The sequence below is a fragment of the Paenibacillus sp. PsM32 genome, from assembly GCF_030433815.1.
Lineage (GTDB): Bacteria > Bacillota > Bacilli > Paenibacillales > Paenibacillaceae > Saccharibacillus > Saccharibacillus kyungheensis.
Genome location: NZ_JARUWY010000005.1, coordinates 133,840 through 154,953, shown reverse-complemented (window position 1 = coordinate 154,953; position 21,114 = coordinate 133,840). Strand labels below are relative to the sequence as shown.

General features: G+C 39.4%; 21 protein-coding genes. 5 read left to right on the top strand and 16 right to left on the bottom strand.

Annotated features, from left to right (window positions below; all coding sequences use genetic code 11):
- Position 1: 1 nt before the first annotated feature.
- The 5 genes from QCD85_RS12265 to QCD85_RS12245 all read right to left on the bottom strand — a co-directional run bounded on the left by QCD85_RS12265 (position 2) and on the right by QCD85_RS12245 (position 5,500).
- Positions 2-1,270, bottom strand: coding sequence for an amidohydrolase (locus tag QCD85_RS12265; protein ID WP_301262778.1), 1,269 nt, complete (start codon positions 1,268-1,270; stop codon positions 2-4).
- Positions 1,271-1,274: 4 nt separating this feature from the next.
- On the bottom strand, positions 1,275-1,994 hold the full coding sequence (locus QCD85_RS12260; protein WP_301262777.1) for a DUF1028 domain-containing protein: 720 nt from the start codon (positions 1,992-1,994) through the stop codon (positions 1,275-1,277).
- 29 nt (positions 1,995-2,023) lie between these two features.
- Entirely contained in the window at positions 2,024-2,854 is an 831-nt protein-coding gene (locus tag QCD85_RS12255) for an ABC transporter permease (protein WP_273613258.1), read from the bottom strand.
- Between the two features lie 12 nt (positions 2,855-2,866).
- Complete coding sequence (locus QCD85_RS12250; protein ID WP_273613259.1) at positions 2,867-3,808, bottom strand: ABC transporter permease; 942 nt, start codon at positions 3,806-3,808, stop codon at positions 2,867-2,869.
- A gap of 135 nt (positions 3,809-3,943) precedes the next feature.
- A complete protein-coding gene (locus QCD85_RS12245) occupies positions 3,944-5,500 on the bottom strand; it encodes an ABC transporter substrate-binding protein (protein WP_301262776.1) in 1,557 nt (518 codons plus the stop codon).
- A 393-nt stretch (positions 5,501-5,893) separates the two neighbouring features.
- Between QCD85_RS12245 and QCD85_RS12240 the strand changes: the two genes are divergently transcribed.
- Positions 5,894-6,217, top strand: coding sequence for a DUF3817 domain-containing protein (locus QCD85_RS12240; RefSeq protein WP_273613261.1), 324 nt, complete (start codon positions 5,894-5,896; stop codon positions 6,215-6,217).
- 167 nt (positions 6,218-6,384) lie between these two features.
- Positions 6,385-7,692 (top strand): MFS transporter, encoded by a 1,308-nt coding sequence (locus QCD85_RS12235; protein ID WP_301262775.1) that lies wholly within the window; start codon positions 6,385-6,387, stop codon positions 7,690-7,692.
- Here the strand turns inward: QCD85_RS12235 and QCD85_RS12230 are convergent.
- Positions 7,660-7,893: a hypothetical protein gene (locus QCD85_RS12230; RefSeq protein ID WP_273613264.1), complete on the bottom strand. Its 234-nt coding sequence runs from the start codon at positions 7,891-7,893 to the stop codon at positions 7,660-7,662. The two genes, QCD85_RS12235 and QCD85_RS12230, sit on opposite strands and share 33 nt — an antisense overlap.
- Positions 7,894-8,224: 331 nt before the next feature.
- On the opposite strand from QCD85_RS12230, the gene dctA reads away from it, so the two are divergent.
- The gene (gene dctA, locus QCD85_RS12225; protein WP_301262774.1) at positions 8,225-9,592 is read left to right on the top strand and encodes a C4-dicarboxylate transporter DctA; all 1,368 of its coding nucleotides are present in this window, start codon (positions 8,225-8,227) and stop codon (positions 9,590-9,592) included.
- 135 nt (positions 9,593-9,727) lie between these two features.
- Here the strand turns inward: dctA and QCD85_RS12220 are convergent, their stop codons facing one another.
- The 5 genes from QCD85_RS12220 to QCD85_RS12200 form a co-directional block, all read right to left on the bottom strand.
- Entirely contained in the window at positions 9,728-10,756 is a 1,029-nt protein-coding gene (locus QCD85_RS12220) for a Gfo/Idh/MocA family protein (RefSeq protein ID WP_273613267.1), read from the bottom strand.
- A gap of 338 nt (positions 10,757-11,094) precedes the next feature.
- On the bottom strand, positions 11,095-11,835 hold the full coding sequence (locus QCD85_RS12215) for a hypothetical protein (RefSeq protein WP_301262773.1): 741 nt from the start codon (positions 11,833-11,835) through the stop codon (positions 11,095-11,097).
- 138 nt (positions 11,836-11,973) lie between these two features.
- Positions 11,974-12,726, bottom strand: a complete 753-nt coding sequence (locus tag QCD85_RS12210; protein WP_301262872.1) for an amino acid ABC transporter ATP-binding protein — start codon at positions 12,724-12,726, stop codon at positions 11,974-11,976.
- Positions 12,727-12,775: 49 nt separating this feature from the next.
- A complete protein-coding gene (locus tag QCD85_RS12205) occupies positions 12,776-13,444 on the bottom strand; it encodes an amino acid ABC transporter permease (protein WP_204823070.1) in 669 nt (222 codons plus the stop codon).
- 157 nt (positions 13,445-13,601) lie between these two features.
- A complete protein-coding gene (locus QCD85_RS12200; RefSeq protein WP_301262772.1) occupies positions 13,602-14,453 on the bottom strand; it encodes an amino acid ABC transporter substrate-binding protein in 852 nt (283 codons plus the stop codon).
- Between the two features lie 285 nt (positions 14,454-14,738).
- On the opposite strand from QCD85_RS12200, the gene QCD85_RS12195 reads away from it, so the two are divergent.
- Positions 14,739-15,440, top strand: coding sequence for an MgtC/SapB family protein (locus QCD85_RS12195; protein WP_301262771.1), 702 nt, complete (start codon positions 14,739-14,741; stop codon positions 15,438-15,440).
- Between the two features lie 129 nt (positions 15,441-15,569).
- On the opposite strand, the gene QCD85_RS12190 is transcribed toward QCD85_RS12195, so the two are convergent.
- On the bottom strand, positions 15,570-16,187 hold the full coding sequence (locus QCD85_RS12190; RefSeq protein ID WP_273613271.1) for a hypothetical protein: 618 nt from the start codon (positions 16,185-16,187) through the stop codon (positions 15,570-15,572).
- Between the two features lie 402 nt (positions 16,188-16,589).
- Here QCD85_RS12190 and QCD85_RS12185 point away from each other — a divergent pair, with 402 nt between their 5' ends.
- Positions 16,590-16,823: a hypothetical protein gene (locus QCD85_RS12185; protein WP_301262770.1), complete on the top strand. Its 234-nt coding sequence runs from the start codon at positions 16,590-16,592 to the stop codon at positions 16,821-16,823.
- A 2-nt stretch (positions 16,824-16,825) separates the two neighbouring features.
- On the opposite strand, the gene QCD85_RS12180 is transcribed toward QCD85_RS12185, so the two are convergent.
- The 4 genes from QCD85_RS12180 to deoB form a co-directional block, all read right to left on the bottom strand.
- On the bottom strand, positions 16,826-17,008 hold the full coding sequence (locus tag QCD85_RS12180; RefSeq protein ID WP_274172111.1) for an aspartyl-phosphate phosphatase Spo0E family protein: 183 nt from the start codon (positions 17,006-17,008) through the stop codon (positions 16,826-16,828).
- 309 nt (positions 17,009-17,317) lie between these two features.
- Entirely contained in the window at positions 17,318-18,619 is a 1,302-nt protein-coding gene (locus QCD85_RS12175) for a pyrimidine-nucleoside phosphorylase (protein WP_301262769.1), read from the bottom strand.
- Positions 18,620-18,643: 24 nt separating this feature from the next.
- Entirely contained in the window at positions 18,644-19,357 is a 714-nt protein-coding gene (gene deoD / locus QCD85_RS12170; RefSeq protein ID WP_301262768.1) for a purine-nucleoside phosphorylase, read from the bottom strand.
- Between the two features lie 409 nt (positions 19,358-19,766).
- On the bottom strand, positions 19,767-20,948 hold the full coding sequence (gene deoB / locus QCD85_RS12165; protein WP_301262767.1) for a phosphopentomutase: 1,182 nt from the start codon (positions 20,946-20,948) through the stop codon (positions 19,767-19,769).
- Positions 20,949-21,114: the final 166 nt, after the last annotated feature.

The following is a 21,114-nucleotide window of genomic DNA, read 5'->3' as shown; positions in this document are numbered from 1 at the left end:
TCTATGCGGGTGATCCAGACTGTTCAAATGTAATCTGTCCACCTGCAATTGTGAATGCCACTTCGCCGGAATCGGTTAATGGATGTGTATTCCAGATCACGATATCTGCATCTTTGCCTACTTGTAATGAACCTGTAGAATCTGCTAGATGCAAATGACGAGCAGCTTGAATCGTCAACGCTTCCCATGCCGCATCTAGTGGTAATCCTGCTTGAATAGCCATTTTGGCAGACGTTGGCAAATATTGAATAGGTAATACAGGATGATCGGTTGTGATCGATATTGGCACTCCTGCTTGGTACAAAGCAGGATACGTTCCCCACGAAAGGTTACGCAATTCTACTTTACTACGTGCAGATAATGTAGGCCCTATACTGCAATAGCGACCAGATGCTGCTAATTCTTTGGCGATTTTGATCCCATCCGTTGTATGTTCAATCGTAAGATCTAATCCAAATTCATCTCCTAATCGCAGTGCTGTAGCGATATCATCGGCACGATGTGCATGAAAGCGAACAGGGATTTTCTTTTCTAATGCAAGCCCTAAAGCTTCCATACGTAAATTACGTGGTGATGTTGGTATCGATTGTTCTGTCTCTATCGATTGCCGCTCTGCTAAGTAATGTTGAGCCTGTACTAATTGTTCACGAATAATACCAGCTATCCCCATACGAGTCAATGGGGCTCGGCCACTCGCTACTCCATGATATTTTTTAGGGTTTTCGCCTAATGCCATTTTAAGACCGGATGGATGTAGTACTACCATCTGCTCTACAGTTGAGCCTGGAAGTACTTTGAGACAACACATTAACCCTCCAATCACATTAGCACTACCCGGTAACACTTGAACGGTAGTCACCCCTGTTCTAGCGGCATCGACAAACCCATCATCATAAGGATTGATTCCATCTAAGGCGCGCAGATGAGGAGTCACCGCTTCAGATGTTTCATTGTAATCCGCGCCTTCCCACCCGATACCTTGTTCATCTATACCGATATGAGTATGAGGATCGATCAATCCGGGTGAGACTAAGCGATGGTGTGCATCAATGATTCGAGTATTTGATACATTGCTCACTTGTTGTTTGTACAATTCCCATTCAGTTGTATCGCCTAAGCCTGCAATTTTATTATCTACGATATGAATCCAACCTTCATTTATCGTTGTTCCTTCCATCGTTAACAGAGTTGCATTGGTAATCAGGATAGAGGATGTGTTCAAAAGAGATGGTGTAGTAAAAGAAGGATCATGTTCTGGAAAATAACTCATCGACTCAACCTTTCTTTTCGAGTGGAATGCCTTTCATAACGGTGTCCACCCAGTCGTAGTATTGTTCAATTAGTACTGACCGATTGCTGTAATAAATTCTTTCTAATTCAAGAATAGGCTCAGGATGATCATCTACACGAAAATCGACATAAGGGAAACCAGGCGTAGCCGCTACTTTGAGCACGGATGCTTGCTTGCCACGACGATCTCCACCAGCATCTGAACCTGCTTTGAGAGCGGCAAGTAGACGCTCTGCTAGTTCAATATCTGTGCTTTGTTCAAAAGCTTGCTTCATAGCAGGTAAAACATCTTCATTTGCAAGCAGATTGCCGGATAGACAAAATTGATCACCGATCAGATGCCCTTTGACATCATCATTCTCACTACCTGTAAAAGCAGCACAATGACCAAACCGATCCATCACAGCCACCTGTCTCAAATCTCGGCCTGGATCTTCCATGAGTAGATCATCTAATACTTTATTAGCGGTAAGCCCTTGTCGTAGCAATTCAATACCACGAGGCCCAAGTGCCGGATTCATCCACCCTTGCGTAGCTACCACACCATATTCAGGATCAACACAAGGAGAAAATGCGCCGACACCGGGAAATTTAGAAGCCGCCGCCGCACCAAATCGCTTCGTTTGGGGACAACGGGCAATAATAGCAAAAGTATTACATTTAAAATCAGCTAAAGGTCGATCTGTCGGATAAAAGATAGGCATCACACACCACTCCTTTCTTCTAAGATGATTTAATGTTTATTGGATTTGGGATCAAGAACATCTCGTAGACCATCTCCCAAAATATTAAAGCTTAATACAGCTATCGTAATCGCCAGACCCGGGAATACAGCAATCCACCAAGCAGATTCCATCCAGTCTTTGCCTTCATTCAGCATCGTTCCCCATGATGGGGTATCTGGTTCTGCACCCAGTCCTAGAAAGCTAAGTGCTGCTTCTGCTAGAATAGCGAATGCAAAAGATAAAGTAATCTGTACAATAAGTGGAGCCATAATATTAGGCAATACATGCTTGAGCATAATTCGAATATGTCCTACACCGATTGAACGAGCGGCTTCGATATAAAGAGAGCTTTTAATCGACAATACAGCGCTACGAGCAATACGTGCAAATATCGGTGTATAGACAATGCCGATAGCGATCATCAGGTTTGTTATACTTGCGCCTAGAATCGCCATAATGGATAAAGCTAACAAAATATCAGGAATCGAAAATAGAACATCAGTGATACGTGAAATAATAGCATCGACCCATTTGCCAAAATAACCTGCAAGAATTCCCATCGTTGCTCCGATAAGTAAAGCAACCCCTACAGCAATAACACCTACTCGCAATGATATCCTTGCTCCATAAATAATGCGAGAAAGAATATCGCGTCCTAACTGATCTGTACCTAGCCAGTGATGAATACTAGGCTTGCCTAACATTTCGCTTCCTAGTGCATACGGATCGAATGGAGCTATCCAACCTGCACCACATGCGATCAGTACAAAAAAACTAATACATAGGAGGCCCATCATGGCGAGTTTGTTTTTGCTAAAACGATACCAAATCTCTTTCATTCAGAGCTCCTCCTAATAACGAATTTTGGGATTTAAGATCGAATACAGAATATCAACAATCAGATTAATGACTACAAAACAAAAACCTACAAATAATATCGTTCCTTGCATCAATGCGTAATCTCGATTCGTAATCGCTTGGAGTGCTAATCGTCCAATTCCGGGTAACGAAAAGATTTGCTCAATAACGACAGAGCCACCGATCAAATAACCAATCTGGATACCGAGTACTGTAATGATCGGAATCATCGCATTTTTGAGTGCATGTCTTATTAAGATTCGCAAAGGCGACATTCCTTTGGCACGAGCCATTTTCATATAATCTTCACTTAATACTTCAAGCATAGTTGAACGTGTCATCCGCATGACTACAGCAGATACCGCTGCACCAAGCGCAATACCTGGCATCCACATATGATGTAAGTTTTCGAGTGGATTTTCCCAAAATGAGATATACCCGCTGGAAGGAGCCCAACCTAACTTCAATGCAAATAATAAAATAAAGATCGTTCCTAACCAGAATCCTGGAATCGAAATTCCTAATAGCCCTACAACAGTTGCCATATAATCCGGTAGTCGGTTATGACGATAAGCTGCCCATATGCCCAGTGGAATTCCTATAAGACTGGCAATCAATACACTGATCAATGTTAATTCTAGGGTGACGGGTAACCGTTCGATAATCGATTGCATTACCGAATCTCCGCTAAATGAAGAACGTCCTAGATCGCCACGTAGTACATTGCCAATCCAGATCAGATATTGTACATAAAGAGGCTTATCAAGCCCATAATAAGCTTTCAATTGTACTGCTTGTTCTTCACTATAACGTGTTCCCAATAGAGCAGTAACCGTATCTCCGGGCACTAACCGAATCATCAAAAAAGTAACGATAGAAATTCCGAATAACACAGGGATAGAAACCAGAATCCGCCGGACAATATACTTCAACATCTTATCCCTCCTTTAACCAAACAGGAACTGATAAGGACAAGCCTGTCAGTTCCTTTGTTCATTGCTAATATTTACAGTTCACACGATATACGCACATCTTTTGTATAGATAGATCATTGTGTTCTATATTTCGATTTACTGGACTTTGGTTTGTTTTAAGAAAATAGAAGTTACTGTCGGTTCTACGATAAAGCCTGTCACATTATTACGATAAGCGGCTGCACGTTCATTCATATACAGGAATACCATCGGAGCTTCATCGGCTACTGTAGTCTCGATTTGTTTGTAAATGTCTTTACGTGCTGCTTCATCTGCAGTGGTACGACCTTTTTCGAGTAAAGCATCCACTTCTGGATTAGAGTAACCTTGTTGGTTATACGCTTCACCTGTATGGAATAGGTTATACGTATATTCGTCTGGATCAACAAATCCTTGCCAGCCGACTACTGCCATCTGGAAATCCCCTTTACCTAAAGCATCAAAAAAGACGCTAGATTCTTGAGATTCCACTTTCACTGTAATCCCTACTTCAGCTAATTGTTGCTTAATCACTTGCGCGGCTTGTACCTGATAATCATATTCAGAACCAACTTTAAGTGTAAGCGAAATAGCTGGACTTCCTGCAGCTTGTAATAATTGTTTGGCTTTTTCTACATTCCGCTGAGCATATGGATGAATATCAGGGTATGCCCAGTGATTTGGAGGAATATTTCCACCATCAAGCACAGTCGCTTTACCCAACTTCACCAGTTGATTGATCTGATTGCGATCTACCGCATTGGCAATCGCTTGACGAACACGAACATCACGTAGTGCAGGGTCTTTAACATTCAGACCAATATATTCCCAGAAAGTACCCGGTTCTGACTTCAAAGTTATTCCTTCTACATTTTCTAATACTTTATTTTCTTTTTCTGTTGTCTCCAAAATTAGATCAATCTCATTATTACGAAGAGCGGTTGTACGAGCAGTTGCATCTGCAATAGGCTTGAAATCCACCTCGTCCAAATAAGGTAACCCTTTTTCATAATAATCAGGATTTTTTTTCAATGTTAGCTGTTGATCTTTTTCCCATTTGACCAATTCGAAAGGCCCTGTTCCTGCATCCACATTATCCAGACTATTGTTGTTTGCTTTTACAATATCGCTATCTACAATGCCATTCATCGGGTTCGCTAGGTAAGTAAGAAAAGGAGCCATCGGCTGTTTTAAATGAAATACAACTGTATATGGATCTGTTGCATCTATACTTTTGACAGCGGTAAATTGATTCGCTCGTACTCCTTTATCAATAATTCGTTCTATGGAATATTTCACATCGGCTGAAGTCATTTCTTTACCAGAACCATGAAACTTCACTCCTTGATGTAGATTAAATGTATAGGTAAGTAGATCATCCGAAATCGTATACGATTCAGCAAGCCCCGGTTCAATTTCACCGTATTTGCCATTGTATTGCATTAATGTACTATACATATTTTCGATATAGTGCATTGAACCTGCATCTGTAGCGGTATGAGGATCAAGCGTTTTGCCATCAGATTGTACTGCTACTCTAATCACATTTGATGCTGTAGATTGATCAGTCGCTGTTGAAGAGGTTGTGGTTTGTGTTGTATTTGGAGCTGAACTAGAACAAGCTGTCAATATAATTAACATTGCAATCAAAATTCCGCCTGTTATCTTTCTCAATATACTCACCTCATCTATAAATTGTTATATTTGATGTTTTTCATGTTAACAATGTTTACTTTTTAAACATACGTTAAATCTACCAAAATCGAAGAGCACTAATTGGTATAATTCCTAAACAAACTATTGACCATTGTCCAAATAATTCGATTCAACTACCAAAACCTATGTATTTTTATCCAATATCATGTGTTGAATAAGTACTACAATTAAAGAAATAACAATTTTTGTCTATAATCAGTTGTCAGCTAAGTTATCATAAAGATAAACTACGTATATAGTTTCTTATAAATAGGCACTTTCGATATTTTGTAACTTTTAATTATACTTTTAGCAGAGTATTTACGTTATATTTGAATTATTAAAATTGTAATAAAGGAGATTGTACTTATTATGATCAAAAATGCTCTAAGTATGTTACGTGTGATTGGTAACGTGGAAGCGGTATCTTATCTTGCGCTAGTACTGATTGCGATGCCTCTTAAATATTTTGCGGATATGCCTCTTGCAGTAACTTATGTAGGAATGATTCACGGGGTATTATTTGTAGCTTATGTAGCAGCGATTGGATTGACTTTGATTTTGCGTAAAATATCATTCAAACAAGCTGTATTGGGATTAATCGCTTCTGTTCTTCCGTTTGGACCATTTGTATTTGATCGTTACTTGCATCGCCAACATCAACGTGATGCGGTAGAACAGACTCAAATTTCTTAATTGTTGACAGATCATCAGGAGTGAATATACATAAAAAGAGATAGATTAGCTTTATTGTGGCAAAGACAATTCTTTTGAGAGAATTGTCTTTTTTGTATAGTATTGTATATAGAAGAGCAATGAACTTAAATACAAAGATAACGATTTGCACAAAGGAGACATGTATAATGCAACTGGAGCAAGAACATCAAGACTCTGCATTAAGACGCTTTCTTTCACCTGTACGTCAATCTAAAGCATTTACATATCTCTGGTTAGGTCAATTGATAGCCATGTTAGGTAGTTCGGTTACTATGATTATTTTGCCGATTCTAGTCTACAGCTTAACCGGTTCTTCTACTATTATGGGGCTTGCGATGACGATCTACATGTTGCCGATCGTCATTATTTTACCGATATCCGGTTGGATTGTAGATCATACTGATCGTGTACGCTTGATTTTACTGACCAATAGCGTCCGGTTTGTTTTGATGCTTAGTGGAGCAATATTGATTTTTACAGATCATCTGTCTTTACCTGTATTGTATGTAGGACTTGCACTATATGGATTGATGGAAGGAATATTCCAACCTGCGTATTCTGCGTTGCGTGCTGAAATATTTACACCTGATATTCGAAATGCGGCGAATGCTCTTACTCAAGTCAGTATTCAATTTGTACGTTTATTAGGCCCGACTTTGGGAGGAATCCTTGTTACAGTAGCTTCTCCGGGAAGTGGATTCGCACTCGATTCCCTTACATATTTATTCTCATTACTTTGCTTTACATTACTTAGTAAGCACTTTATATCCGCACGTCAGCAACAACGGGCAAATCAACAGACTGTCGACAATCTGGACACTGCTCATTCTCTATCTGTAGCAACCAAAGCATCAGTCTGGCAAGAGTTTACCGCCGGGTTTGTAATTTTGAAAAAACAACCCTGGTTGTGGATTACAATTGTTATTTTCTCATTACTGAATATCTGTTATGTCGGTATTACGAGCGTTCTGATTCCATGGCTTTTCAAAATTCATCATCAGTTAGATCCTGTTGTCTATGGACTGGCTATGACATCTGCTGGAGTGGGCGCTATTATCGGGGCAGTCTTATTTGGTAGTCGAAAGCACTGGCGCAAACGCGGTTGGATTGGTTATGGTGGAGCATTGTTAAGCGGAATCGCTTTATTTTTATTATCTGTGATTACATGGCCACCGGGTATGGTGATGATTATGGCTCTGGAAGGATTCGGTTTGATGATGTTTGCTCTAGTCTGGGAGACCAGTATGCAAGAGTTAGTCCCTGTAGAAAGCTTTGGTCGGGTAGCTAGTCTGGATATGTTTGGTTCGTTCGCTTTTTTACCAATTGGATTTCTATTGATTGGTTGGTTAGCAGATCAGATTGGAGGCATAATAACGATTAGTTTATTTTCGGGGATTGGGATGTTACTGGTGATTATCGGGTTATGCGTACCTGCGATCAGACGATTCGACTAAAAGGCATAAAAAAGAAGCATCATCGTGTGTGATATGCTTCTTGTGTTTTACTTTTTGTAATCGTTCTTGTTTGGTAGAAGTTATACGAGTATGTTGTGAGATTGCCGCATAATCTTCGTTGGCTTTGCGACTATACTCTGGAATCCAACTGCCACTGCGTTTAGCTTTACGAATAGCTTTTTGAGTCTGTGTACGTGCCATAAAATCATTCACTCTCCTGAATACAAATAATATCGTTCTTTATGAGTATACCATATTTCTCCAAATAGAATAAATAGTTGAATAAGCGAATAATATGTTACTTATTATCACATATTATTCGCTTATTTTTGTTTAAAACTCAAAATTTGTTGTTCTGAATTGTGAAATATACAAAAAAGGATAAAATCTATAGTAACCCCTTTATTCAAATGTTATAAAATGCTACATAAGATAATTGCAGATTGATAACAACAACACCTATCATATGATTACTTTTTTATGCAATGATCATGTATCGTAGCCAAGCATTTGAATATCAAGGAGGTTTATTATGATTTTTTTTAAATCGTTGTTTTTTCAAATTATTGTAGCTGTTGTGATCGGTATTGGTGTAGGTATAGCCTTTCCCAACTTCGGAGAGCAGTTACAACCGCTTGGAACTGGATTTATCAAACTAATCAAAATGTTAATTGCACCTTTAATCTTCTTCGTTGTGGTAGCCGGTATTGCCAAAGCAGGTGATCTCAAAGCAGTCGGTCGGATCGGTCTCAAAGCTATTCTATGGTTCGAACTTGCTACAACCGTTGCATTAATGCTCGGTCTGGTAGCCGCTCGTGTGTTGCGTCCGGGAGATGGAATGAATATCAATGCCAGTACACTTGACCCTAATGCAGTGGCAGCCAAAACAGGCGGTGCAGAACTTCCACATACTGTTGATTTTATTCTTAATATTATTCCGACCAGTGCTGTCGATGCTTTTGCTCAAAATGCACTGCTGCAAGTTCTACTACTCGCTTGTCTATTCGGCACAGCGCTGGCAGCAAGTGAAAGTAAACTAAAAGATAATGTATTAACTCTAGTCGATCAGATTATGGAACTTATTTTCAAAGTAGTCGGTTATATTATGAAATTAGCGCCGCTGGGAGCATTCGGAGCAATTGCTTATACTGTAGGTGCTTATGGCGCAGCCACTTTAGCTTCTTACGGAATGCTTATTATCGCCTGCTATCTATCGGCAATCTTATTCCTGGTATGTCTGGGACTTGCTGCATGGTGGATAACAGGAATGAATCTATTGCAATTTATCAAATACACTCGTTCAGAAATTATGCTTGCAATCGGTACAGCTTCATCCGAAGTAGTGATGCCGCGTATGATGGAAAAGCTGAACAAAGCAGGTTGCGATAAAGCCGTAGTCGGATTAGTCGTACCGACAGGTTATTCGTTCAATCTTGATGGCGCTTCGATCTACTTATCGTTAGCTACCGTATTCCTTGCTCAAGCTGTAGGGATCGACCTATCGTTAGGACAAGAGATTACGATCTTAGCTGTATTGATGCTTAGTTCAAAAGGAATGGCAGGTGTACCCGGTTCAGCATTTCTAGCGTTATCTGCTACAGCAGCAGCGCTGAATGCTTTCCCTGTAGCGGTTGTAGCGTTATTGCTTGGCGCAGATCGATTTATGGATACGATGCGTGTATTTACCAATCTTATGGGTAATTGTGTAGCTGCTTTTGTGGTGGCTAAATGGGAAGGCATGTTAGATACGAAGAAAATGAGAGCTGTACTTTCAGGAGAATGGACAGAAGAAGAAAGCGAGCAGATCGCTACTACCAAACATACGAAATCACCAGAAACTATCCCTTCTCCACTTGGTCATCCATTGGCTCAATCTTATACTGTATACGATAAAACCTAATGTAGTCTGCTAATCTAGCTACGAATATATCTATGTATCATCGTTCTCTACCACCATAGCAAAAAGCTGTTACCTTTTAACATAGGGTAACAGCTTTTTGTTGTCATTCAACTATAGTCATTCTGGTACAACTTTTTACTTATTATCTAAAGAAATCGTTTTGTTATCCGCTTGAGATTGGAAAGCAGACAAAATCACTGATAATGATTTTTTGCCTTCTTCACCTGAAATGGACGGTGGTGTATTGGTAACGATAGATTCGATAAATGCGTCTACTACACCACTTACTTCTTGCTTCTCATTTGTGGAAATTGCTCCAACACGATATTTCTCGACAGTACCATCACGAAGTTCTACAATAACTTGATCATCAGGATCAGTACCAATTTTCATAATACCGTTCTCGCACCACAAGTAAGTACCGTTATCTTCACCACGATAAGCTGTCCAGCTCGCTACCAGTGTACCGATCGCACCGCTCTTCATACGAAGCAAGCAGATCGCATTATCATCCACATCGGTATCTTTTTTATCCAATGTGCCGATAAATGCACTCACATCCACCACTTCATCATCTAGCAACCAGCGAATCATATCTGACTTATGTACGCCTAGATCACCCATCGCACCCATGATTGCTTCATTTTTGCGGAAGAACCAGCTTTCTTTACCATCGATACTCCAGAATTCTGGACCTCCATGACTAAAAGCAGTACGGAATGTGAGAACGCGTCCCAATTTCCCTGTTTGCAATACTTCTTTTGCTTTTACATGTGGTGGCATAAGGCGTTGATTATGACCTACCATCAAGTAAACATTGTTCTTTTTCGCTGCATCAATCATAGCTTGTGCTTCTTCTTCAGAGACAGCCATAGGCTTCTCAACCAATACGTGCGCGCCAGCATTCGCAGCCGCTATCGACATTTCAGCATGGAAAATATTTGGGGTGCACACGCTTACAGCATCGAACCCACCAGCTGCTAATAATTCTTTATAATCACTATATGCTTTGGCATCGAAACGTTTCGCATAACCTTCAGCACGTTCTATAATTGGATCAGCAAACGCTACCAATTCTACATTCGGATGTTCTGCATACTCTGGAATATGGCGACGTTCCGCGATACTTCCACAACCTATAACTGCTACTCTGACTTTAGTCATCGTTACATTCCTCCTGAAATATGAAGTTAAGTGTTCCACAGCTATCTTATAGTAATCCGCTCAAATTATCTACCTCTTGCGCTAAAGATTCTACATTTTCAGAGCTAAAAAACAGCTTTTTTCTAGAAAATAGTTATCATTTATCTACCATATATAGAAATAATTTTATTTCACGTTCTAAATATAGGTCGAATATCCATAGTATTTCGACAAAAAAATCTAGATATTTATTTTTAAATTTAATAATTACAACGTGTAAAAACATCAAAAAATGTAGTTCAACCCTGTTAGATAGACAACAGATTGAACTACATTTTTATAATAAACGATATTTCTATTTATTTGGAAGTGATCGGTACTTTTGTTGATAATGTTTGGAATGTTTTGAGATACGTAGCCACTTGAGGTTGGATCTTTTTAAAGTATTTCAGATTCGCTTGATTCTCTAGCTTTTTGGCAGCATCGTTTTCCGGGAAAATAGAGTATTCTTTATCTATTTTGCCTTTGCGATACTGAATTTGAATCAACTTACCGGTTGCCCAGTATTCTGCTATATTCTGGTTATCTCCATAAATCTGTAACCAAGTATCTTTATCTTTGTAATTGAAGCTAAAAGCAGGATCTGCTAACGCTTGAGTTACCGTATAGCCATTTTGAAAAACATCATTTACAAATTGACCTTGTTGGATCAAATTCGCTTCCGTTTGACCGGCTTTACTTTTAATAATTTGTCTCACTTCGCCCAGACCATTCCGTTGGTCTTTGCTCCATTCCCCTTTATAAGTAACGACAAATGTCCGTCCTTTTAACGTATATTTGTTTACATATTTTCCGGTACCTTGCCGAATTCCATCGACCCATTGTCCGGCATAAGATTTGGAATCACCCCAGCGAATCGTACCTGTTCCATTAGGCTTGCCATTTTCCACCTGTCCGTAATAAGAAGCACGACCAGAAAGTTGCAGAGATTCTTTATCCGTAGCCGCATGTATCGTTGTCGGCACAAATAGCCCTATCGAAGTAGCAATCATTATCGCAGTTAAAGCTATCTTTGTATATGTATGTACTAATGCTCTCATTGCTTCATCCCCTTTAGTGTCTCTAACGATAGAAAAAAAGAAAATCATACATATTCGTCTGTACGATTTTCTTCTCTCTAAAGCAAGTTACCTTTATGCTATTTTATACCCTGAACAGGTCATTTATAATCTAATGGATTAGATATCTTCGCCAGTCAGACGATTAAGGAACTGCTTAGCACGATCGCTTTGTGGATTGTTTAGTACATCTTTGGGATGTCCTTGTTCTATAATATATCCGCCGTCCATTAGAAGCACATGGTCAGCAACATCTGCGGCAAATTTCATTTCATGTGTTACAATAACCATCGTTCTGCCTTCGATTGCTAATTGTTTGATAACTTTCAGCACTTCACTAACCAATTCAGGATCAAGGGCAGAAGTAGGCTCGTCAAAAAGAAGTACATCAGGCTCTACAGCCATTGCACGTGCAATTCCTACACGTTGTTGTTGTCCACCGGATAATTGATGGGGATATGAATTGCCACGATCGCCTAAGCCAACTTTGGCAAGTAATTCTTGACTGGATTGGCGAGCTTCTTCTTTGCTTTTTTTCTGTACTGTAATTTGGGCTTCCATTACATTCTCGATCACCGTTTTGTGAGGAAACAGATTATACGATTGAAAAACCATCCCTGTCCGTTTACGAAGTTCAGTCACTTCTTTGCTAGACACTTTACGACCTTTTTGAAAATTTAAGGAACGATCACTTAATTTGATGTTTCCTTGATCTGGAGTCTCCAGTAGATTCATACAACGTAGCAAAGTGGTTTTGCCTGAACCAGAAGGCCCGATTATTACCAGTACTTTTCCTTTGTCCAAGCTTACATCGATTCCTTTAAGTACTTCCAATGCACCGAATGACTTGTGCAAATTACGAATCTCGATCATCATCGGCTAATCTCTCCTTTACTTCTTCAATGACTACTCTGTATGATAGTTAGTCCGCTGACGAGCGACCTAATCTTTTTTCTAATTTATTTTGGAAAAACGATAAAATTGAAGTGAATACAAGATATATGACTGCTGCTTCGGAATATACTAATAAATATTCGTACGTAGTTGCTACGATTTCTTCAGACTTACGAAATAATTCTACATAAGTAACAGTTCCTGCTAGAGACGTATCTTTCACTAAGCTAATAAATGAATTTGATAATGGTGGTAAGGATACACGTGCTGCTTGAGGAAGAATAATTCGGCGTAACGCTTGTCCACGCGTCATCCCTAGAGAATAAGCCGCTTCCCATTGACCTTTATGAATCGATTGAATAGCCGCACGTACAATCTCAGAACCATACGCCCCTACACTTAAAGAGAAACCTATCAATGCTGCTGGAAAAGGATCTAACTCAATCCCAATCGTAGGTAGTCCGTAAAAGATAATCGCTAACTGCACAATTAAAGGTGTTCCACGTATAATCCAAATATAGAAACGTGCAATAAAGTCTAAAATTTTCACACCCGATAATCGAGCTAATGCTGTTAATACAGCCAAAATCAAGCCAATAATAAATGAAAAAATAGCTAATGGAATCGTGAATCGTATCCCTGCTTCAAGCATAGGCCAAAACGAATTCACAAGTATCTCTATTTGACGATCGTCCATATTCTAACATCCTTTATTTTCAACAATTTGGAGTGGTACATCATGTATATACTAAGTAGATATCTTAGAAAGGCTTACAACGAACAAATATCTTGACGAGTAATTATTCGTCAAGATATCGTTATCGTCGCATATATACAAAATCAAACTAAACGTATTATTTAGATACATCTTCTCCGAAATATTTCTCAGAGATTTTCAAATAAGTTCCGTCATCTACCATATCTTTTAACGCTTTATTTACAGCTTGAACCAAATCTTCGCCGCCTTTGTTGAAAATAGCTCCACTTTGAGAAGCATTTGCTTCTTCAGCTACAACTTTGATCGGTGCATCTGGTTGTTGTTTTTTCAAATCAAGATAAGACAAGTTGTCGTTAATCGTAGCTTGAGCGCGATTGGACGTTAACAAACCTATAGCTTGTGTAAATCCATCTACAGAAACGATTTCTGCTCCATTGTCTTTAGCGATTTGTGCAAGGTTACTTGTTAAAGATTGAGCCGATTTTTTACCTTTTAAATCAGCAAATGATTTAATATCTGTATTATCATCACGTACAATCAATACTGCTTTGGAAGCGATGTATGGATCAGAGAATAAAAATGTTTTTTGACGTTCTTCAGTAATACCTACTTCATTAAATACAGTATCAAAACGTTTGGATTCCAAACCACCAAGCAAGCTATCCCAAGCTGCTTCTGTAAATACAGGTTCTACGCCAAGACGTTTACTTACTTCTGTTGCGATGTCTACATCAAAACCAGTTAATTTACCACTTTCATCATGGAACGTAAATGGTGCATAAGTTCCTTCTGTACCAATACGCAATTTACCGCTTGCTTTGACAGACTCTAATGTTGCCGCTTTGCCAGAAGAAGCTGTGTTGTCTGTTGTAGCCGCTCCAGTTGTATCTGTATTGCCTGTCGTTGCTGTATTAGAACTGTTACCACATGCTGCAAGAACAAGCATGGTCAGTATCATAACCAGTGTAAAAGAACCCCATTTTTTCATTTAAAAAGACCCCTCTCAGATGTTGGTGAGCACGCTTATGGTTGGTGATTCACTACTTATTAATAACGTACTGCAAATTGTATAGTACACTGTCTTTCATCGCACGTCAACTCTTTTTCCGATAAAAATACTTGGTTTTATTAAAAGCGATCTAATTCTGTCATATTTCTTACCCTTTATACGCTGATTTGAACAGTATTTCTCTCTTTTAAAGCAATATATGTATTCAAAATTAGGGTATATACTTTTTAGAATAATGATCTCAGCAAGGAGGATTTTATCCAGATGATATGGATCACGTTAGAACATATTTTAAGAGTATTAATCGCTGGATTAGGCGGAGCTATTATAGGATATGAACGAAGTAGTCGGCAAAAAGAAGCAGGAATTCGCACTCATTTTATTGTGGCGATTGGCTCTTCATTGATGATGATTATTTCCAAATACGGTTTTACAGATATGGGGAACTGGAATAATGTATCACTTGACCCCTCCCGGGTAGCTTCACAGATCGTTAGCGGAGTCGGATTTTTGGGAGCAGGCACTATTTTTATGAATAAACAAAAAGTCAAAGGATTAACGACAGCGGCGGGCATATGGGCAACAGCCGGAGTAGGAATGGCAATAGGAGCAGGGATGTATACAGTAGGGATCGGCGTTACACTTTTAATAGTAGCTGTTCAATTCGCTATGCATCGCCATCGTAAGCCTTTTGCAGCGACTCGTGTGCCTCATCGACTAACTGTGCGGATAATTAATCGTGAGGGGGCGATATCATCGATTCTAGACGTTCTGGATCAGCATCAGGTACGTGTGGTTAGTCTACATTCTGAAGTAGAACCCTCTGTACATCATCATGATGCCTCTGATACTTCATATTTGCTGTTACAATCTTCGGTTCAACTGGATTCTACTATTAAGAGTAAAGATATTGTTCCAATCCTTCAATCGATTCCCGATGTACAAATGATCAAAATAGATGAATAACTTTCAGTTCACTTTTAAGAAGTACCCATCAAAAAGCATCCTGCTATGATCCAAGAACGAACATATTACGGGTTCAGTTCTATTAGCAAGATGCTTTTATTGTATGATTGCATCGAAATATTAAGATCATCAAAAGTTTTGCTTTAACTGATCAAATTGATGACGTATCCGATCTCGTACATCTTCTGCCCCGTTTTTAAAATAAGCCTGACGCTGGTTATTCATTCGTTGTCTGGCTTCACGTTGCAATTCACGTTCTACTTCATATGCCTGATCAATCTCTGCTTCGACATCAATCACATCATGGCGACATATGAATTGAGAACCTAATTGACTTAACACATAGTTGAATACGCTTACATTATTTTCTTGCACAATACTGATCAAAGCCATTTGTCCTTCATCTAGTGAAAATAGTGTAGATTGAATCAGTCCCATTTCTTGTTCTGCGACTTCGTGAGTAAATGGCATACTAATGATCGAATCAATACTACGTTCTAATAAAACACCCAAAGGCCCTGCAAAAATACCAATCATCGAACCTAACAAACCACCTGTTGTCCATTCGCCTGCAAGTGCTCCTTGTGTACCGAATCCATCCCAAAATACGACTTTGCCTTTCTCACGTGCTACAATAGCAGCTTCCAGTACCGCATATCCTTCTGTAATTCGACTATGTCGAAGTGTAGATAATGCTCGATATGCTTTACACTCATCTGTAAAAATAACGGTCACTACATTTTCCATAGGACACCCACTTTCTTTTGCTTATCAAGTTGTAAACGTTCTCAGGTAGGGTTAGATAGCTAGATTTAGAAGTAGAAATAGAGATCATCAAACGGTTGTTTCTTTTATCTTATGCTATTTTACAATTAAATCAACTTATTTTATTGTAAAATAGTAGAAATAACGCGAAATTGAAATATATTTCATTTTTAGTATATTATTTAATCTAAAGGAGGGTATATGATGTTACAGGGTGTAGGTATATACGGGCTTATTTTGTCTATTATTGTATTGGTTGCTTTTGTGATCGCAGTACGTTGGTTGGTAGCGAAGTTATTTCGAAAAAGCTCTTAGATTAGTAGACTGACTTAGGATAAGATACACAGCTTACATATTCGATAGATACGAATGGAGTGAATACTAATGACTCAACCTCATCATTCATCTGCTGAATCAAGATCGACGATAGAAATGAACATAGATTCTTCTTTTAATAGTGTTACCGAGTACAATCATACAATTCTAGGGGTTCCCCGTACCGGGAATATCGAAAATATTTCGGATATGCCTGCTCCGATACGCTGGTTTGGCTATATAGCTTTTGGTGCTATTGCCGTAGGCGGAGTAGCTATTCTGGCTATTGGACTATTAATGTAGAGTTAGAACATATTCATATGTGTTCTTTGATAGAGGATAGCGTATTGATTATATTCATTCAGAGTTACGTCTAATTGTTGAGATTTATCCAAAACACGATCATCTGAAAATCCGTACATTTCAGCTAATTGATGCATCTCTTGACGTTGTTGTTCTATTTTCTGTAGGCATTGGTGTAAGTTCAATGTGCCACTCTACTCCCTCTCATTTTTTCTTGGATACAGACAGATCTTTATCATCTTTATTATTCTGTTACTTTTTCTAATGTGATATCTATAAAGAGCATATAAAAATCGATTATTCTTTTTTCTATATACTTTATATCGAGCAGTTTTGACTGTTGTGTGAATAGTTCCGAAGTCTGCTTTATTCGACATTATAATCACATGTGCTATGTTGGTAGCTATATGCAAATAGAAAAAACCCGACTTTATTGAACGATCTGTTCATTAGTCGGGTTTTTATCATTTTACATTATATAAGGGATATATCTATTATTCTGTAACTGTTCCGTACACCAATGTTGGAGCGTCTGCATGATCTGCGATACGAATACTTTCGTATAGTTTTTTCAATACATCTTCTACATTTTCACGATTAGCGTGGATGGTTACTAGAGAGTCGCCCACTTTAACAGCGTCGCCTACTTTTTTGTTTAACATTAGACCTACAGCAAGATCGATCTCGGATTCTTTCGTTGCGCGTCCAGCACCCAATAACATTGCTGCTGTACCGATCTCATCCGCTACCAGTTCAGCGACAAATCCGTCTTCTTTAGCAGGAACTTCGATTAAGAATTTAGCTTGTGGCAAACGTTCTGGTTGATCGACAACAGACGCATCTCCACCTTGGCTTGCAAGGAATAATTTGAATTTCTCTAACGCTTTACCGTTAGCGATAACTTCTTTCAATTTTTCTCTTGCTTCGTCAAGTGAACTTGCTTTACCTGCAAGATATACCATTTGACTTCCAAGTGCCATACACAATTCTTCTAGATCCGCAGGGCCTTCACCTTTTAGTGTATCGATGGCTTCTTTCACTTCAAGAGAGTTACCGATAGCTAGACCTAGTGGTTGGCTCATATCTGAAATAACTGCCATTGTTTTGCGTCCTACGTTGTTACCGATACTTACCATAGCATGAGCTAATTCTTTAGCATCTTCTGCTGTTTTCATAAATGCACCAGCGCCTGTTTTAACATCCAATACGATAGCGTCTGATCCAGCAGCGATTTTTTTACTCATGATTGAACTTGCAATCAACGGAATCGAGTTAACCGTTGCTGTTACATCACGCAAACCGTATAACTTTTTGTCCGCAGGTGTTAAGTTACCGCTTTGTCCGATAACTGCGATTTTGTTTTCGTTGACTAATTTGATAAATTCTTCGTTCGTGATTTCTACGTGGAAACCTTCTACTGCTTCTAATTTATCGACTGTACCACCGGTGTGACCTAGACCACGACCAGACATTTTAGCTACTGGAATATCCAATGCAGCTACAAGAGGAGCCAATACCAATGTTGTTGTATCGCCTACGCCGCCTGTAGAGTGCTTGTCGACTTTGATTCCTTCGATAGCCGATAGGTCGATCGTATCACCGGAGTTCACCATTGCCATTGTCAGGTCTGCACGTTCGCGTTCAGTCATATCTTTGAAAAAGACAGCCATTGCAAATGCACTCATTTGGTAATCTGGAATTTCGTCGTGTGTATAGCCATTAATAATAAAGTTAATTTCTTCTGTTGTTAGTTCTTTACCATCACGTTTTTTTTCAATAAGGTCTACCATTCTCATAATTATTCTAGCTCCTTGTACGTTTTATTTTTGAAAAGAGATTGCTGAATCTAGTGCAACTTCCATCATTTCGTTAAATGTAGATTGTCTTTCTTCAGATGTAGTTTCTTCGCCTGTTAGCAAGTGATCACTTACTGTCAGAATCGTCAAAGCATTCACACCGAACTTCGCTGCTAATGTGTACAATGCGCTTGTTTCCATTTCAACGCCTAGTACGCCATATTGCATTAATAGTCCTGTTACTGTTTTGTCGTCGCGGTAGAATGAATCTGAACTGAACACGTTACCTACATGCAAGTTCAATCCTTTTTCTACACCACGATCATACGCAGCTTTGAGTAAAGGGAAACTAGCTACAGGTGAGAAATCGTATCCGCCGAAAATATGACGGTTCATGCTGGAATCGGTACAACATGCTTGTGCCAAAATGACGTCACGAACACGTACATTTTCTTGCATTCCGCCACATGTACCTACACGGATCAAGTTTTTGACGCCGTATTCGCTGATCAATTCATTGACATAGATGCTGATCGATGGCAAGCCCATACCTGTACCTTGTACAGAGATACGGTTACCTTTGTATGTTCCTGTAAATCCAAGCATACCGCGCACTTGATTGTAGCAGACTACATCTTCAAGATACGTGTCTGCGATGTATTTAGCACGAAGTGGATCACCTGGTAAAAGAATTGTTTCAGCGATTTCGCCAGCTTTGGCTTCAATATGAACGCTCATTTTATAAAAACCTCCAAAGTGTGTGTTTAATAGTGGTTGCTTGGGTTGATCCGCTACGGCTAATGGATTGGGTTCCGCTCTCTGGTAAGCATAGATATCTTGAAAGACTGCTGATGCAGTCGATATCTATACTTACGAGGAGAGACTACACTCCAATCCATTAGCCTTCGCTCTGTGCGGATGCAACAATATCATAAAACAAAAAGGTTGGTGGTCAGCGCTGGGACTCGCTTGACCGGGTAGGGCAAGGATTAAATGATAAACATTGATATTGATTTTAGACATTGGTTTAGGATTGGGCTACGGGTTATTGGGTATGGTTTGATACTTCTTTGTGATACCTCAATAGATGTGAGCTTCGTCTTTAGGAATTCTATTGTTGTTTGACCAACTTAAATCAATGTATTTATTACTTAAGATCAGACAGGAAGCTTGTTCCGTACTCAGGGCTTGTTACACCGAAGTTTTCGGCTACTGTAGCAGCGATGTCTGAGAATGTTGTACGTAATGGCAATTCTTTACCGCCATTAGCAAAACGTTTGGAATATACAAGTAATGGTACATATTCACGAGTATGATCTGTTCCTGTGTAGGTTGGATCGTTACCGTGGTCAGCTGTAATGATCAATAGATCATCTTCTTCCATACCTGCAAATACTTCTGGTAAGCGAGCATCGTATTCTTCCAATGCGTCAGCATATCCTTTAGGATCGCGGCGGTGTCCGAATAGCGCATCAAAGTCAACCAGATTCAAGAAGCTTAGTCCATGGAAAGGCTTCGCTAGAACGTTTACCAGTTGATCCATACCGTCCATATTAGACTTGGTACGAATCGATTCTGTTACGCCTTCACCATCGTAGATATCAGCGATTTTACCGATAGCAATTACATCTAGACCTGCATCTTGCAAAGCGTTCATTGTCGTCGGTTTGAACGGTTTGAGTGCATAGTCATGACGATTGGATGTACGTTGGAAGTTACCTACTTCGCCGATAAATGGACGAGCGATAATACGTCCCAACATGTACGGGTCTTCAAGTGTAATCTCACGACAGAATTCACAGATTTCATACAATTCTTTCAAAGGAACAACATCTTCGTGTGCTGCAATTTGCAATACGGAATCTGCGGAAGTATAGATGATTAGTGCGCCTGTTTTCACATGTTCTTCGCCTAGTTCATCCATGATTTCTGTTCCACTTGCAGGTTTGTTACCAATGACTTTACGTCCTGTTTTTTCTTCGATGCGTCCAATCAATTCATCCGGGAATCCGTTCGGGAATACACGGAAAGGTGTATCAATATATAATCCCATGATCTCCCAGTGCCCTGTCATTGTATCTTTACCGCGGGATGCTTCTTGCATTTTAGTGTAATAAGCAAGCGGTTGATCAGCTACAGGTACGCCTTGAATCTCGCTGATATTCGATAATCCTAGACTTGCCATATGTGGCATGTTCAGACCGCCATTTTCGCGTGCAATATGTCCGAATGTATCGACATCAACATCTCCAAATTCAGCTGCATCCGGTGCTTCTCCGATTCCTACTGAATCCATAACTACTAGATGAATACGTTTAAATTCGCTCATTTGTATTACCCCTTTCAATGTTGTCCATATTCTATTGTGCTCGTTGCTCGTATACATTCCCATATCCAAAATGCGCAGTAGAGCATTTGGCTGCTATCATGCTTATGCAAAAATAGTGTACCAAATGCTCTATGTTATACCTATATCTGCTTTTTGAAAAGTCGGT

Excerpts from the sequence above, each read along its gene's own strand:
- QCD85_RS12265 (WP_301262778.1), bottom strand. The coding sequence starts at position 1,270 with ATGAGTTATTTTCCAGAACATGATCCTTCTTTTACTACACCATCTCTT.
- QCD85_RS12260 (WP_301262777.1), bottom strand. The coding sequence starts at position 1,994 with ATGCCTATCTTTTATCCGACAGATCGACCTTTAGCTGATTTTAAATGT.
- QCD85_RS12255 (WP_273613258.1), bottom strand. The coding sequence starts at position 2,854 with ATGAAAGAGATTTGGTATCGTTTTAGCAAAAACAAACTCGCCATGATG.
- QCD85_RS12250 (WP_273613259.1), bottom strand. The coding sequence starts at position 3,808 with ATGTTGAAGTATATTGTCCGGCGGATTCTGGTTTCTATCCCTGTGTTA.
- QCD85_RS12240 (WP_273613261.1), top strand. The coding sequence starts at position 5,894 with ATGATCAAAAATGCTCTAAGTATGTTACGTGTGATTGGTAACGTGGAA.
- QCD85_RS12235 (WP_301262775.1), top strand. The coding sequence starts at position 6,385 with ATGCAACTGGAGCAAGAACATCAAGACTCTGCATTAAGACGCTTTCTT.
- QCD85_RS12230 (WP_273613264.1), bottom strand. The coding sequence starts at position 7,893 with ATGGCACGTACACAGACTCAAAAAGCTATTCGTAAAGCTAAACGCAGT.
- dctA (WP_301262774.1), top strand. The coding sequence starts at position 8,225 with ATGATTTTTTTTAAATCGTTGTTTTTTCAAATTATTGTAGCTGTTGTG.
- QCD85_RS12220 (WP_273613267.1), bottom strand. The coding sequence starts at position 10,756 with ATGACTAAAGTCAGAGTAGCAGTTATAGGTTGTGGAAGTATCGCGGAA.
- QCD85_RS12215 (WP_301262773.1), bottom strand. The coding sequence starts at position 11,835 with ATGAGAGCATTAGTACATACATATACAAAGATAGCTTTAACTGCGATA.
- QCD85_RS12210 (WP_301262872.1), bottom strand. The coding sequence starts at position 12,726 with ATGATCGAGATTCGTAATTTGCACAAGTCATTCGGTGCATTGGAAGTA.
- QCD85_RS12205 (WP_204823070.1), bottom strand. The coding sequence starts at position 13,444 with ATGGACGATCGTCAAATAGAGATACTTGTGAATTCGTTTTGGCCTATG.
- QCD85_RS12200 (WP_301262772.1), bottom strand. The coding sequence starts at position 14,453 with ATGAAAAAATGGGGTTCTTTTACACTGGTTATGATACTGACCATGCTT.
- QCD85_RS12195 (WP_301262771.1), top strand. The coding sequence starts at position 14,739 with ATGATATGGATCACGTTAGAACATATTTTAAGAGTATTAATCGCTGGA.
- QCD85_RS12190 (WP_273613271.1), bottom strand. The coding sequence starts at position 16,187 with ATGGAAAATGTAGTGACCGTTATTTTTACAGATGAGTGTAAAGCATAT.
- QCD85_RS12185 (WP_301262770.1), top strand. The coding sequence starts at position 16,590 with ATGACTCAACCTCATCATTCATCTGCTGAATCAAGATCGACGATAGAA.
- QCD85_RS12175 (WP_301262769.1), bottom strand. The coding sequence starts at position 18,619 with ATGAGAATGGTAGACCTTATTGAAAAAAAACGTGATGGTAAAGAACTA.
- deoD (WP_301262768.1), bottom strand. The coding sequence starts at position 19,357 with ATGAGCGTTCATATTGAAGCCAAAGCTGGCGAAATCGCTGAAACAATT.
- deoB (WP_301262767.1), bottom strand. The coding sequence starts at position 20,948 with ATGAGCGAATTTAAACGTATTCATCTAGTAGTTATGGATTCAGTAGGA.